The organism is Streptomyces bambusae, from assembly GCF_019400985.1.
Lineage (GTDB): Bacteria > Actinomycetota > Actinomycetes > Streptomycetales > Streptomycetaceae > Streptomyces > Streptomyces bambusae_A.
Window position 1 is genome coordinate 1 of sequence record NZ_WTFF01000006.1, and the last position, 13,606, is coordinate 13,606.

Consider the following 13,606-nt stretch of genomic DNA (forward strand, 5'->3'; position numbering starts at 1 on the left):
ACCGCCGTCCTGGCCGCCGCAGTGGCCGCCGCGGACCCGCAGCAGCCGGTACGGCGCGGACTCGGCGGCAACGGCCGCGGCCACGGCCTCGCCGGCCGTGGTGTCGGTCACCTGCTCGGCGGCAGCGGTGCCACCGGGCGGGCCCGCCGGGCGGGACGCCGCACGACGGCGGCGACGCGGCGGCAGGTTGTCGCTGGGGGTGCTGTTGTCAACGTTCTGGGGCATGCGGGGGTTCTCCCGTCACGCTCCCGGGCGCCGCGGCTGACATCCGGTCCGGCACGGCTCCGCGTGATGAGCGCGGAGCCGGCCTCCGGGGCGCATGCGCCTCACGGGAGCTGTAGTCCAATGCCGCCGGTTCCGTACGTGATGTCGCACGGCCTGACGGAAGTCTTCAGGTCTGTGCGCGGCCCGACCCAGGTGGCTCCCGAGTGCCAGGGCTGCACGCGACGACAGCCCTTACGCGGGACCTTCCGGCGCCTTCGCGTCGGCTGTCACGGCGGCCGTGGGTGGAGCGGCCGTGTCGGCGTCGCGGTCGGGCGCGAGCGGGTCGGTCACCGTGCCGGACTCCTCGTCGAAGAGCCCCTGCGCCAGCCTGGTCACCGCTGCGGGGACCGGCGGCGCCAGGTCGGCCACAGCTCGGAGACCGGACAGGACGTCGTCGGGTCGCACGGCAGGTGTCACGTGCCGAACAACCAGCCGCAGTATCGCACAGGCATTGTCCAGCGGCCTATCGGCTGCCGCCGGACGGGCGTCCAGGCTCACCACGGCCGCCCGGGTGTCGAAGGTGCGCACGCCGTTCTTGGTGCGGCGCTGGACCTCGACGGTCTCCGCGGCCAGGAAGGTCTGCGCCGCGCGCTCGGCCTCCTCCGGCTCCACGCCGTCCAGGCGCAGCTCCCAGACGGAGGCGGTCAGCCGGTCGGCGAGACCGGACGTACGGGCCTGGACGGCATCGACGATGTCGAGGCCGTCGGGCAGCGACTCGTCGAGCAGCTCGCGCAGCTTCTCGGGGTCGCGGTGTGCGGTGAGGGCGATCTCCAGGTACTCGGCCTCGCTTCCGGTACCGGTCGGCGCGGCGTTCGCGTAGCTGACCTTCGGGTGCGGGGTGAAGCCTGCCGAGTACGCCATCGGCACCTCGGCGCGGCGCAGGGCCCGCTCGAAGGCGCGCTGGAAGTCTCGGTGGCTGGTGAACCGGAGGCGGCCGCGCTTGGTGTAGCGCAGTCGGATGCGCTGCACCGCCGGTGCGGGCGGCGGGCCTTCGGGCTGTCGCTTGCCCAGTGGTTCTTCTCCTTGTGCGGGGCGCGAGCACTCAGGCTCCGCCCTAGGACGTCGTTCGCAGCGGGGGGCGGCTCAGCGGCCGCGCCTGCCGGCTGTCGTACTACCCAGAGTACGCGCCCGTGACCTCGCCGGTTCCTGCGGCGGCGCACCGAAGAGGGCCCGGCGCACCTCGGACCACGCCTGGCGCACCGGCTCGGTCACCGTCCGCCACACCGCGCGTACGGCGTGCCCGACCGGGGTGAGCACGTGCCGGTAGATCCACACGGCCGGCAGCCCGAGCACCACCCAGGCCACCCACCGCAGACCGCGCCCGAACCAGGCGAGGATCCGCCCGGCGACGCCCCAGGCCCAGGCGAGCAGCTGTCCGAGCGGGGCGAGCACATAGTCGTACAGCGGCCGGAGCACGTACCGGCCGAGCATCCGCGCGATCCAGCCCACGGCCAGCCCCACCGGCCTCAGCAGCCCCCGGTAAACCACCGTCCACGGCCAGACGATCAGCACCAGGGTGAGCGCCTGGTCCAGCCAGGCCACGGCCAGCGCGAGCGGCCCGAACACATAGGCCAGCGGAACGACGACGAACCGGTACAGGAACCGCCCGACGGGCACCACCACGTACCGCCACAAGGCGACCCAGGGCCAGACGAACACCGCTTTGAGCAGCGGTACCAGCACATACGTGCACAGCGGCCCGAGCACATACCGCCCGAGGAACCGTCCGCACGCGGCGAGCAGCTCCCACAGCGCACGCACCGGCAGCACGACGAGCACCGCCACCACCTTGACCGGGAACCGCACGGCCCGGACCAACCAGCCTTCTTCCATGCAGGTCAAGACGCCCGAAGGCCCCCGACCGTTGCAGGTCGGGGGCCTTCGGGAGGGGTTCAGTCGACGGACCCCGGCTCGGCCAGCCAGCGGGTTCGCAGGTCGGTGTGCTTGGCGATCGTCTCGAAGTCCCGGTCGTAGTGGAGGACGGTGAGCCGGTGATGCGCGGCGGTGACCGCCACCACGAGGTCGACGACCCCGGCGGAGCGGAGGCAGCCGGCGCCCGCCAGGGTGTCCTGCAGCAGCAATACCTTCACCCAGACGTCGTCCGGGATTCCGTACCAGGTGTAGAGGTCACCGAGGGTTTCGCGCATGGTCGTGTACTGCTCGGCGGACCGCGCCGAGTACAGCACCTCCGCCTCGGTCGCCGCACACATCCCGATACGGCCCGCGGTGAGCGCGGAACGCCACACGGAGAAGGGTCCGGGCAGCGTGATGCGGTGCGCCGCCGAGGTGTCGATCAGGAAACCGGCGTCTCGATCCCCCACGGTCCGCGCACCTCCTCCTTGAACCCAGCCTCCCGCCCCTTGTCGAAGGCTCCCTCCTCGTCCAGCTCGACGAGTCTGGCCAGGGCCTTCTCCCTCCTGACCCGTGCTCCTATTTCCGCCAAGGCCGCGTTCACGGTGTCCTTCTTGGTCCTGGTTCCGAGCGCCGCTGCGGCCAGCGCGAGCGCTTCCTCGTCAAGATCGATCACGGTCTTGGCCATGGCCCCACCTTTCGATACCCAGCACTATGCAATCAGGATATCCAGACGAGGTCCATGCAGAAACATTCCTGCGCATTCGAATGAATATGCCCCCACCGGGAATCCCGGTGGGGGCACAGGCGCGAGCCGCGACCGCGGCTACTTCACGACCGACAGCGGCAGCAGCTTCTTGCCGGTGGGGCCGATCTGGATGTGCGTGTCCATCTGCGGGCACACGCCGCAGTCGAAGCACGGGGTCCAGCGGCAGTCCTCGACCTCCGACTCGTCCAGGGCGTCCTGCCAGTCCTCCCAGAGCCAGTCCTTGTCCAGGCCGGAGTCCAGGTGGTCCCAGGGCAGGACCTCCTCGTACGTGCGCTCGCGCGTGGTGTACCAGGCGACGTCCACGCCGTACTCGGGCAGGGTCTTCTCGGCCGCCTGCATCCAGCGGTCGTAGGAGAAGTGCTCGCGCCAGCCGTCGAAGCGGCCGCCGTCCTCGTACACGGCGCGGATGACGTCGCCGATGCGGCGGTCACCGCGCGAGAGCAGGCCCTCGACGATGCCGGGCTTGCCGTCGTGGTAGCGGAAGCCGATCGAGCGGCCGTACTTCTTGTCGCCGCGGATCTTGTCGCGGAGCTTTTCGAGACGGGCGTCCGTCTCCTCCGCCGAGAGCTGCGGGGCCCACTGGAACGGGGTGTGGGGCTTCGGGACGAAGCCGCCGATCGAGACCGTGCAGCGGATGTCGTTCTGGCCGGAGACCTCGCGGCCCTTGGCGATGACGTTGACCGCCATGTCGCCGATCTGGAGCACGTCCTCGTCGGTCTCGGTCGGCAGGCCGCACATGAAGTACAGCTTCACCTGGCGCCAGCCGTTGCCGTAGGCGGTGGCGACGGTGCGGATGAGGTCCTCCTCCGACACCATCTTGTTGATGACCTTGCGCATGCGCTCGGACCCGCCCTCGGGGGCGAAGGTCAGGCCGGAGCGGCGGCCGTTGCGCGTCAGCTCGTTGGCCAGGTCGACGTTGAAGGCGTCCACCCGGGTGGAGGGGAGGGACAGGCCGATCTTGTCTTCCTCGTACCGGTCCGCGAGGCCCTTGGCGATGTCGGCGATCTCCGTGTGGTCCGCGGACGACAGGGAGAGCAGGCCGACCTCCTCGAAGCCCGTGGCCTTCAGGCCGCGCTCCACCATCTCGCCGATGCCGGTGATGCTTCGCTCCCGCACGGGGCGCGTGATCATGCCGGCCTGGCAGAAACGGCAGCCGCGGGTGCAGCCGCGGAAGATCTCCACCGACATCCGCTCGTGGACGGTCTCGGCGAGCGGGACCAGCGGCTGCTTGGGGTAGGGCCACTCGTCGAGGTCCATGACGGTGTGCTTGGACACGCGCCACGGCACGCCGGAGCGGTTGGGGACGACCCGGCCGATGCGGCCGTCCGGCAGGTACTCGACGTCGTAGAAGCCGGGGACGTAGATGTTGCCGGTCTTCGCGAGGCGGAAGAGGATCTCCTCGCGGCCGCCGGGACGGCCCTCCGCCTTCCACGCGCGGATGATCTCGGTCATGTCGAGGACGGCCTGCTCGCCGTCGCCGATGACCGCCGCGTCGATGAAGTCCGCGATCGGCTCCGGGTTGAAGGCCGCATGGCCGCCCGCCAGCACGATCGGGTGGTCGACGGTGCGGTCCTTGGACTCCAGCGGGATGCCCGCGAGGTCCAGGGCCGTGAGCATGTTCGTGTAGCCCAGCTCCGTGGAGAAGGACAGGCCGAACACGTCGAACGCGCCCACCGGGCGGTGCGAGTCCACCGTGAACTGCGGGACCCCGTGCTCGCGCATCAGGGCCTCCAGGTCCGGCCACACGCTGTAGGTGCGCTCGGCGAGGACGCCCTCGCGCTCGTTGAGCACCTCGTAGAGGATCATGACGCCCTGGTTGGGCAGACCGACCTCGTACGCGTCCGGGTACATGAGCGCCCAGCGGACGTCCGCACTCTCCCAGGGCTTGACGGTGGAGTTGAGTTCACCGCCGACGTACTGGATGGGCTTCTGGACGTGCGGGAGCAGAGCCTCGAGCTGAGGAAAAACGGACTCGGCGGGCATCTCGCGACCTTCGTGAGCTGGCAGGGGGCGACTATCTAGCGTAACCCGGGTGCAGGGCCGCCCCCGCCGCCTCAGTTCTTCAGGGGGGACAGCAGGGACGGCGCCCCGGCCTCGGCCCAGAGCTCGGGGAGCTCGCGTTCCAGGCGGTCGGCCAGGGCCTCCTCGCGGCCGTACAGCAGGCCCCAGGTGAACGAGGACTCGCCCGCGCCGTTCGCCTGGACGGCCAGCTGCCGCAGGGCCTCGCGGGCGACGACGCTGTCCTGGTGCTCGCCGAGGGCCGTCTGGAGCGACTTCACGGCCTTGCCGAGCCGCTTGGCGGGTCCGCCGAGGACGCCTGTGGCGGACTCCGCCGCGTAGCGGGCGCGCTTGGCCGCCTTGCGGGCCTCGTGCAGGGCGAGGTCGCGCTCGTGTCCGGGGTCGAGGTCCAGCGCGCGGCCGATCCGGTCGGCCAGCCGGCGGTGGTCGCGCAGGACCGCCTTGGCCAGGGCCTTCGGGGCGGGGTCCGCGGCGCCCGGCAGCAGCGGCGGGTCGGCGAGCAGCGCGTCGAGGGCGTCGAGCAGGGCGAGGTGGCGGCGGCTGTCGAGGGCGGCCAGGGTGCGCCGTCGGGCGCCGGCCCGGCGGGCGTTGTTCCAGATGCGCAGCCGGCCGCGGACCGAGCCGAGGAGCAGGGGGCGGGGGACCTCGTCGAGGCCGCTCTGGAAGCGCTCCATGAGCACCTCCTGGTCGCGGTCGACGCCGAGCTCGCCGGCCAGCCACTTCAGCTCCTCGCCGAGCGGGTCGGTGACCTCGCGGTCCAGGACCTTGGCGTACGTCCTCAGGGCGCTGCGCAGCCGCCGGGTCGCCACGCGCAGCTGGTGCACGGAGTCGGGCAGGTCGCGGCGGACGGCCGGGTCCTGGGCGACGAGTGCGTCGCGCTGTTCGCGCAGGTACGCGAGGACCTCCGCGCCGGCCGTGCCGGGGTCGAGGTCCGGTGCCGGGCGGGGCGCCGGCCGGGCGCCGGTCTCGTCGAGGGCCCGGGCGAGCTTGGACGGGGCGTCGGAGACCTTGAGGCCGGCCTTGCGGAAGGCCTTCTCCACGGCGTCGAGGAGGGCGGGGTCGGTGCCGTCGGCGAGCTCGACCTCGACCTCGGTCCAGCCAGCGCTGGTGTCGGCGCGTTCGGCCGTGACGGTGTCGGTGCTGAGCTCGGCGAGCAGTGCGCCGTCGGCGTCCACGAGGTGGGCGATCTTGCGCGAGGACAGCAGCCGGACCTGCGGGGACAGGTCGGTGTCGCGGACCCGGGAGCGCACGAGGGCGGCGAGGCTGCGCGGGACGGTGTCGCTGAGGGCGGCCCGGACCTCGTCGCGCACGCCCGGGGAGACGGGCAGTTTCAGGTGCCAGCCCTCGTCCTCGCCGCCGGTGCGGCGGCGCAGTGTCAGGCCGTCGGCGGCCAGGCGCCCGTCGGGGGTGTCGTAGTAGACGGCGTCGAGGTCGGCGGTGCCCCGGTCGAGGACGGCGGCGATCCCCGCCGTGCCCGTCAGGTCCGGGACTCCGCGTCTGCTGGCCTTGGGCTTCGTGAACTCGAATTTCCGCTCGATCTCGCGCTTCGTGTCCGCCATAACCCGAACCTAGTCCTGAACGGATCGCGTCGGCAGGGTGAACAGCGGATTAGGCCGACATCGGTCGCTGCACCCTGATCGACTGGAGGAGTCCGACCGCCACCCAGACGGCGAACATCGAGGAGCCGCCGTAGGACACGAACGGCAGGGGCAGGCCCGCCACCGGCATGATGCCCAGGTTCATCCCGATGTTCTCGAAGGACTGGAAGGCGAACCAGGCGATGATCCCGGCCGCCACGACCGTCCCGTAGAGCTCGGTGGTCTCCCGTGCGATCACGCAGGCCCGCCACAGCACGACCCCGAGCAGGCCGAGGATGAGGATGCCGCCGACGAAGCCCAGCTCCTCGCCGGCCACGGTGAACACGAAGTCGGTCTGCTGTTCCGGTACGAACTGTCCGGTGGTCTGCGGTCCCTTGAACAGGCCCGAGCCGAGCGCGCCGCCGCCGCCGATCGCGATCCGCGCCTGGTTGGTGTTGTAGCCGGCGCCGGCGGGGTCGAGCTCGGGGTTGGCGAAGGCGGCGAAGCGGTTGATCTGGTACTCGTCGAGCACGCCGAGCTGCCAGATCAGGATCGCGCCCACCGTCCCGGAGCCGATCAGCCCGAGCACCCAGCGGTTGGAGGCGCCGGAGGCCAGCAGCACGCCCAGCACGATCACGACCATCACCATGACCGACCCGAGGTCGGGCATCAGCATCACGATGCCCATGGGTGCGGCGGCCAGGCACAGTGCCTTGACCACGGTCCGGTGCTCGGGATGCACCAGGTCGCCCGCGTCCACCCGGGCGGCCAGCAGCATCGCCATCACCAGGATGATCGTGACCTTCACGAACTCCGAGGGCTGGAGCGAGAAGCCGCCGCCGATGACGATCCAGGCGTGGGCGCCGTTGATGGTGGCGCCGAGCGGGGTGAGCACGGCGGCGACCAGCACGATCGAGAGCCCGTACAGGACCGGCACGGCCCCGCGCAGGGTGCGGTGGCCGAGCCAGACCGTCCCGATCATCAGGACCAGGCCGATGCCGGTGTTGAGCAGGTGGCGCCACAGGAAGTACTGCGGGTCGCCCTGGTTGAGGTAGTCGCGGTGGCGGGTCGCGGACCACACCAGCAGCGAACCGATCAGCGACAGCCCGAGGCCCGCGAGCAGTATCGGCCAGTCGAGCCGGCGCAGGACCGAGTCGCGGGCCGTCAGCCGGGCGAGCGGGCCCTTCTGCGGCGCGTACCGGGACACGGAGAACTTGTTGGCGGTCTGCATCATCACGTCTCAGTCATGCCGCAGGGGCGGCGGGCCGGCGAGCGCGGGCGGCGCCAGCTCCTCCGGGGACGGGGGCACGTACGGCTTGATCTCGGGGGCGTCGATGGTGCCGTCGGGGTGGACGGTGGGCAGCTGTGCCTGCGGCTTGGGCAGGAGGGCCTTGCCGTTGTCCTTGCCGTCCATGGTGAGGCCGTACATCGCGTTGTAGATGTTGCGTACGGCGGGGCCCGAGGCGCCGGAGCCGGTGCCGGCCTGGGAGATCGTCATCACGATGGTGAAGTCGTCGGTGTACGTCGCGAGCCACGAGGTGGTCTGCTTGCCGTAGACCTGGGCGGTGCCGGTCTTGGCGCGCAGCGGGATCCTGTCCAGCGGCCAGCCGCCGAACCGCCAGGCGGCGGTGCCGCCGGGTTCGACGACGGAGCGCAGGCCCTTGTCGAGGTCGCGGACGGTCTTGGCGTCGATCGGGAGCTTGCCGTGGGCCTGGGGCTGGATCTCCTCGATCCTGCCCTCGGGGCTGATCACGGCCTTGCCGACGGTGGGGTTGTAGAGGGTGCCGCCGTTGCTGATGGCGGAGTAGGCGGTGGCCATCTGGATGGGGGTGACGAGGACGTCGCCCTGGCCGATGGCGAAGTTGATGCTGTCGTAGGCCTTGAGCTGGTTGCCTTCGAGGCAGCTCTCGTAGGCGATCTGCTCGACGTAGGTGCCGCCCTTCTTGCCCTGCTTGCACCAGGCGTCCTTGTTGGCCTCCCAGAAGCTCTTCTTCCACTGGCGGTCGGGGATCCGGCCGGTGACCTCGTTGGGCAGGTCGATCCCGGTCTCGGAGCCGAGTCCGAACTCGCGGGCGGTGCGGTAGAACCAGTCGTGGGCGTCCTTCTTGGGTTCGAGGCCGCCGTCGCGCTGCCACTCCTGGTGGCCGAGGGCGTAGAAGACGGTGTTGCAGGAGTACTTGAGGGCTTCGCCGAGGGTGATGGGGCCGTGGCCCTTGGACTCGAAGTTCGCGAAGCTGCGGCCGCCCATGTTGTAGGAGGCGCTGCAGTTGTACTTGTCGTCGAAGTCGTGGCCGGCGCGTACGGCGGCGCTGGCGGAGACCACCTTGAAGATGGAGCCGGCGGGGGCCTGGCCCTGGATGGCCCGGTTGAGCAGCGGGTAGTTGGAGTTCTTGCTGGTGAGGTTGGCGTAGTCCTGGCCGGAGATGCCGCCGACCCAGGCGTTGGGGTCGTAGTCGGGCTGGGAGGCCATGGCGACGACGCGGCCGGTCTTGGTCTCCATGACGACGACGGCGCCGGAGTCGGCCTCGTACTTGCGGCCGGTGATGTTGTCCGTCTCGTTCCGGACGACCTTCATGGCCTGGGCGAGCTCGTACTCGGCGACGGCCTGGACCCGGGCGTCGATGCTGGTGACGAGGGTGGATCCGGCCACGCCCGGGTCGGACTTCGTCTGGTCCATGACCCGGCCGAGGTTGTCGACCTCGTACGAGGTGACCTGCGCCTTGCCGCGCAGCTGCTTGTCGTACGTGCGCTCGATACCGGAGCGGCCGACCTGGTCCGAGCGCAGGTGCGGCGAGTCGGTGTCCTTGGCCTTCTGGATCTCGTCGTCGGTGACCGGCGAGAGGTAGCCGAGCACCTGTGCGGTACGGGCCCCGCCGGGCGCCGGGTAGCGGCGGACCGCGGTGGGTTCGGCGGTGATGCCGGGGAAGTCCTCGGGGCGTTCGCGGATGGTGAGGGCCTGCTGGGTGGTGGCCTCCAGCGTGACCGGGATCGGCTGGTACGGGGAGCCGTTCCAGCAGGGCTTGGGGGTCTTGGAGTCGCAGAGCCGGACCTTGTCCATGACGTCCTGCGGCTTCATGTCCAGGACGCCGGCCAGCCGGGTCAGGACGGCCTTGCCCTTGTCCTTCATCCGCATCAGCTCGGTGCGGGACGCGGAGACCACCAGGCGGGTCTCGTTGTCGGCGAGCGGGACGCCGCGGGCGTCCAGGACGGAGCCGCGCACGGCGGGCTGCACCACGCGCTGGACGTGGTTGCTCCTGGCCACGTCGGCGTACTCGTGGCCGTTGCGGATCTGCAGGTACCACAGGCGTCCGCCGAGGGTGAACAGCAGCGAGAAGACGAGCACCTGGATGATGACGAGCCGGATCTGCACCCGGGGGGTGCGGCCGGTCTCGGGAATGTTGGTCATGCGTCGTGCTCCCCCGTCACAGCTTCTTGACGCTCTTCACGCCCTTGATCCCCTTTATCCGGCCGGCCCGGTTGGCGCGGCCGCGGGCCGCGCTCAGGCGCAGGCCGCCGCGCCGGCCGCCGATGCGCAGGCCGGTTCCGCCGGCCAGCCAGCCGGAGGAGACGTCGGCGCCCTGCGACGGCCCGCCGTTCGCCTCCACGGCCATCGGGTCGTTCTCGGCGCGGCGGGCCAGCGCCATGATGAACGGCACCGTGAACGGGGCCAGCAGCAGGTCGTAGAGGACCGCGGTGAACAGCAGGCCGACGAGACCGACGTGGCGCTCGGCGATGTCGCCGACCAGGGTGCCCACGCCGACGTAGAGCAGGATCGAGCCGACGGCGGCGGCCAGCACGGTGAGCATGGGGCCCCAGGCGGAGCGGAACCGGCCGTTGTCGGGCCGGGCCAGACCGGCGGCGTAGCCGATCACGCAGAGCACCAGGGCGTAGCGGCCGGCGGCGTGGTCCGCGGGCGGGGCCAGGTCGGCGAGCAGTCCGGCGCCGAAGCCGAGCAGGGCGCCGGACGTCGGCCCGTACACCAGGGACAGGGCGACGACGGTGAGCAGTATCAGGTCGGGGACGGCTCCGGGGAGTTGGAGCCGGCCCAAGATGGTGACCTGGACGACGAGGGCGACCACGACGAGGGTGGCGGAGAGCAGGATCCGGTTGAAGCGCATGGCTTTAGCTCTCCTCCTCGCCCACGGGCCGGCCGGAGACGCTCGGGGAGGGCGTGACCGTGACGGTGACCGTCGGCGTGGGCTTGGGGGGTTCCGGCTTGGGCGGCAGGACCGTGTCGCGCGGGTCCTCCCGGGGCGGCATCACGACCACGCCGACGATGTCGAGGCGGGAGAAGCCGACGAACGGGCGGACGTGCACGGTCCGGGTGAGGCCGCCGCCGGACTTGTCGACCTGGACCACCTCGCCGAGCGGGACGCCCGGTACGAAGGGCTTGTTGGCGCGGGAGCCGAAGGTGACCAGGCGGTCGCCGGGGTTGACCTTGGCCCGGCCGTTGAGCATCTGCACGGACAGGGGGCGGTCGCCCTGGCCGGTGGCGAAGCCGAGTTCGCCGGTGCCCTCCAGGCGGGTGCCGACGGTGAAGTCGGGGTCGTTGGCGAGCAGGACGGTGGCGGTGTCGGGGCCGACCGTGGTGACCCGGCCGACGAGTCCGTCGCCGTTGAGCACGGTCATGTCCCGCTCGATGCCGTCCTTGCTGCCGGCGTCGATGGTGACCGTCCAGGAGAAGCCCTGGGCGGACCCTATGGCGATGACCTCGGCGCCCTTGATGCCGTACTGGCCGGCGCCGGCCCGCTTGAGCATGGCGTCGAGTTCCTGGATGCGGCTGCGGGTGCGGTCGTCGCTGCCGAGCCGGGCCTTCAGGGCCGCGTTCTCGCGTTCGAGCGTCGCGATCCGGTTGTGCCGCTCGCCGGAGTCCCGTACCGCCCCTATGGCGTTGGCGACCGGGTCGACGGCGGTCGACACGCCCTTCTCCACCGGGCCGAAGACCGCGGCGGCGGCCCGCCGGGCGCCGTCGACCGGGGACTCCTCGCCCGCCCGGATGTCCACCGTGATCAGTGCGAACGCGATGGCGATCAGCAGCACCAGGAGCAGCCGGCTCTCTCGTGTGTCCCTCACGTGCGGCGGCCGTGCCTTCCCTCTAGGAATTTTCTCTGCCTGTATATCAACGATCCGCCGCACCGGCGCGGTAGCACCCGTACGGCGGATCATCGTGTTCCGCATATGCCCCTGCGGGGCGGATGTCAACGCCTGGGCTGGGCGTCCAGGACCTGCTGGAGCGCCTCGAACTCCTCGACGCACTTGCCGGAGCCGAGCGCGACGGAGTCCAGCGGGTCCTCGGCGATGTGGATGGGCATGCCGGTCTCGCGGCGCAGCCGCTCGTCGAGGCCGCGCAGCAGCGCGCCGCCGCCGGTGAGCACGATGCCGCGGTCCATGATGTCGCCGGACAGCTCCGGCGGACACTTGTCGAGGGTGGTCTTGACCGCGTCCACGATCGCGTTGACGGGCTCCTCGATGGCCTTGCGGACCTCGGCGGCGGAGATGACGACCGTCTTGGGCAGTCCGGAGACGAGGTCGCGGCCGCGGATCTCGGTGTGCTCGTCCTTGTCGAGGTCGTACGCCGACCCGATCGTGATCTTGATCTGCTCGGCGGTGCGCTCACCCAGGAGGAGGCTGTACTCCTTCTTGATGTGCTGGATGATCGCGTTGTCCAGCTCGTCGCCGGCCACCCGGATGGACTGCGCCGTGACGATTCCGCCGAGGGAGATGACGGCGACCTCGGTGGTGCCGCCGCCGATGTCCACGACCATGTTGCCGGTGGCCTCGTGGACCGGGAGGCCCGAGCCGATGGCCGCGGCCATGGGCTCCTCGATGATGTGCACCTGACGGGCGCCGGCCTGGGTGGACGCCTCGATGACGGCGCGGCGCTCGACCCCGGTGATGCCGGAGGGGACGCAGACCACGACGCGCGGGCGGGCCAGGTAGCGACGCTTGTGGATCTTGAGGATGAAGTAGCGGAGCATCCGCTCGGTGATCTCGAAGTCGGCGATGACGCCGTCCTTGAGCGGACGTACGGCGACGATGTTGCCGGGGGTGCGCCCGATCATCTTCTTCGCCTCGGAACCGACCGCGAGGATGCCGCCGGTGTTGGTGTTGATCGCGACGACGGACGGCTCGTTCAGCACGATGCCCCGGCCCCTCACGTACACCAGCGTGTTGGCGGTCCCGAGGTCGACAGCCATGTCACGGCCGATGAACGACATTGAGTTCCCCTTGTTCCCCATGAGGAGCGTCTGGCCTTCCAGTTGATAGCGGCTGCTGTCAGGTCGGCGAGGTGGGTGTGTGGGTGGAAGCCCCATCGTAGTGCCGCACGTATGGACATCGCGCGACGGGACTCCGGCTTTCCCGGGGATACGGAAACCCGTCCCCTTAGTGGTGACGTTGCGTGTTGCCCATGCGTTCCCCGCGGGGGCCGCGAATACCGAAGGGCGACCGAAATTACTTCGGTCGCCCCAGGTCATGAGCGCTATTCGGCTGATGTCGCGTCAGGACGCGCATGGCGCGGGCGGGCCCGCGACGGGCTCGCGACGGGATCGCCCGGGCGCCGTAAGGGCCCCGTCCGGGGGATCACCGCCCGCGAAGACTCACAGGACTTTCACAGGCCCGGGAAGAACAGCTTCAGCTCGCGCTCGGCGGACTCCTCGCCGTCCGAGGCGTGGATCAGGTTCTCGCGCACGATCGTGCCGAAGTCGCCCCGGATGGAGCCGGGCGCGGCGGCGATCGGGTCGGTCGGACCGGCCAGCTGGCGCAGGCCCTCGATCACGCGCTCGCCCTCGACGACGAGGACGACGGACGGGCCGGAGGCCATGAAGCCCATGAGGGGCTCGTAGAAAACCTTGCCCTTGTGCTCGCCGTAGTGGGCCTCAAGGGTCTCCTCGTCCAGCGTGCGCAGCTCCATCGCCAGGATGGTCCAGCCGGCCTTGCGCTCGATGCGGCCGATGATCTCGCCGACCAGCCCCCTCCTGACCGCGTCAGGCTTGAGGATGACGAGCGTGCGCTGGGACATGGTGTGGCTCCTTGCGGCATACGGGTGCGGTAGCACGAGGCTACAGGGAAGGAGCGAACCGGCAGCACCCGGACCGCTCGCCGACAAGACCTCGACGGACAGCCT

13 protein-coding genes are annotated in these 13,606 nt (G+C 70.8%); all 13 read right to left on the reverse strand.

Annotated features, from left to right (window positions below):
* On the reverse strand, positions 1-225 hold a 225-nt coding region (locus tag GPJ59_RS01805), incomplete at its 3' end, for a hypothetical protein (RefSeq protein WP_219664529.1).
* Between the two features lie 231 nt (positions 226-456).
* Positions 457-1,233 (reverse strand): TIGR03936 family radical SAM-associated protein, encoded by a 777-nt coding sequence (locus GPJ59_RS01810; RefSeq protein WP_219664532.1) that lies wholly within the window; start codon positions 1,231-1,233, stop codon positions 457-459.
* 114 nt (positions 1,234-1,347) lie between these two features.
* Positions 1,348-2,097 (reverse strand): hypothetical protein, encoded by a 750-nt coding sequence (locus GPJ59_RS01815; RefSeq protein ID WP_219664533.1) that lies wholly within the window; start codon positions 2,095-2,097, stop codon positions 1,348-1,350.
* A 59-nt stretch (positions 2,098-2,156) separates the two neighbouring features.
* The gene (locus GPJ59_RS01820; RefSeq protein ID WP_219664535.1) at positions 2,157-2,585 is read right to left on the reverse strand and encodes a PIN domain nuclease; all 429 of its coding nucleotides are present in this window, start codon (positions 2,583-2,585) and stop codon (positions 2,157-2,159) included.
* The gene (locus tag GPJ59_RS01825) at positions 2,558-2,803 is read right to left on the reverse strand and encodes a hypothetical protein (protein ID WP_258023715.1); all 246 of its coding nucleotides are present in this window, start codon (positions 2,801-2,803) and stop codon (positions 2,558-2,560) included. Before GPJ59_RS01825 ends, GPJ59_RS01820 begins: the two co-directional genes overlap by 28 nt.
* Positions 2,804-2,941: 138 nt before the next feature.
* Positions 2,942-4,867 carry a TIGR03960 family B12-binding radical SAM protein gene (locus tag GPJ59_RS01830; RefSeq protein WP_219664537.1) on the reverse strand — a complete coding sequence of 642 codons (1,926 nt, stop codon included), beginning with the start codon at positions 4,865-4,867 and terminating at the stop codon, positions 2,942-2,944.
* Between the two features lie 71 nt (positions 4,868-4,938).
* Positions 4,939-6,462 (reverse strand): CYTH and CHAD domain-containing protein, encoded by a 1,524-nt coding sequence (locus GPJ59_RS01835; RefSeq protein WP_219664539.1) that lies wholly within the window; start codon positions 6,460-6,462, stop codon positions 4,939-4,941.
* A gap of 49 nt (positions 6,463-6,511) precedes the next feature.
* Positions 6,512-7,711 (reverse strand): rod shape-determining protein RodA, encoded by a 1,200-nt coding sequence (rodA, locus tag GPJ59_RS01840; protein WP_219664608.1) that lies wholly within the window; start codon positions 7,709-7,711, stop codon positions 6,512-6,514.
* 9 nt (positions 7,712-7,720) lie between these two features.
* A complete protein-coding gene (gene mrdA / locus GPJ59_RS01845; protein ID WP_219664542.1) occupies positions 7,721-9,886 on the reverse strand; it encodes a penicillin-binding protein 2 in 2,166 nt (721 codons plus the stop codon).
* A 16-nt stretch (positions 9,887-9,902) separates the two neighbouring features.
* The gene (gene mreD / locus GPJ59_RS01850) at positions 9,903-10,598 is read right to left on the reverse strand and encodes a rod shape-determining protein MreD (RefSeq protein ID WP_219664544.1); all 696 of its coding nucleotides are present in this window, start codon (positions 10,596-10,598) and stop codon (positions 9,903-9,905) included.
* 4 nt (positions 10,599-10,602) lie between these two features.
* On the reverse strand, positions 10,603-11,553 hold the full coding sequence (mreC, locus tag GPJ59_RS01855; protein ID WP_219664546.1) for a rod shape-determining protein MreC: 951 nt from the start codon (positions 11,551-11,553) through the stop codon (positions 10,603-10,605).
* Positions 11,554-11,678: 125 nt separating this feature from the next.
* Positions 11,679-12,698: a rod shape-determining protein gene (locus GPJ59_RS01860; RefSeq protein ID WP_125647420.1), complete on the reverse strand. Its 1,020-nt coding sequence runs from the start codon at positions 12,696-12,698 to the stop codon at positions 11,679-11,681.
* A 392-nt stretch (positions 12,699-13,090) separates the two neighbouring features.
* Positions 13,091-13,501 (reverse strand): nucleoside-diphosphate kinase, encoded by a 411-nt coding sequence (ndk, locus tag GPJ59_RS01865; RefSeq protein WP_219664548.1) that lies wholly within the window; start codon positions 13,499-13,501, stop codon positions 13,091-13,093.
* Positions 13,502-13,606: the final 105 nt, after the last annotated feature.

Excerpts from the sequence above, each read along its gene's own strand:
- GPJ59_RS01830 (WP_219664537.1), bottom strand. The coding sequence starts at position 4,867 with ATGCCCGCCGAGTCCGTTTTTCCTCAGCTCGAGGCTCTGCTCCCGCAC.
- ndk (WP_219664548.1), bottom strand. The coding sequence starts at position 13,501 with ATGTCCCAGCGCACGCTCGTCATCCTCAAGCCTGACGCGGTCAGGAGG.
- GPJ59_RS01815 (WP_219664533.1), bottom strand. The coding sequence starts at position 2,097 with ATGGAAGAAGGCTGGTTGGTCCGGGCCGTGCGGTTCCCGGTCAAGGTG.
- GPJ59_RS01835 (WP_219664539.1), bottom strand. The coding sequence starts at position 6,462 with ATGGCGGACACGAAGCGCGAGATCGAGCGGAAATTCGAGTTCACGAAG.
- rodA (WP_219664608.1), bottom strand. The coding sequence starts at position 7,711 with ATGCAGACCGCCAACAAGTTCTCCGTGTCCCGGTACGCGCCGCAGAAG.
- mrdA (WP_219664542.1), bottom strand. The coding sequence starts at position 9,886 with ATGACCAACATTCCCGAGACCGGCCGCACCCCCCGGGTGCAGATCCGG.
- GPJ59_RS01860 (WP_125647420.1), bottom strand. The coding sequence starts at position 12,698 with ATGTCGTTCATCGGCCGTGACATGGCTGTCGACCTCGGGACCGCCAAC.
- GPJ59_RS01825 (WP_258023715.1), bottom strand. The coding sequence starts at position 2,803 with ATGGCCAAGACCGTGATCGATCTTGACGAGGAAGCGCTCGCGCTGGCC.
- mreD (WP_219664544.1), bottom strand. The coding sequence starts at position 10,598 with ATGCGCTTCAACCGGATCCTGCTCTCCGCCACCCTCGTCGTGGTCGCC.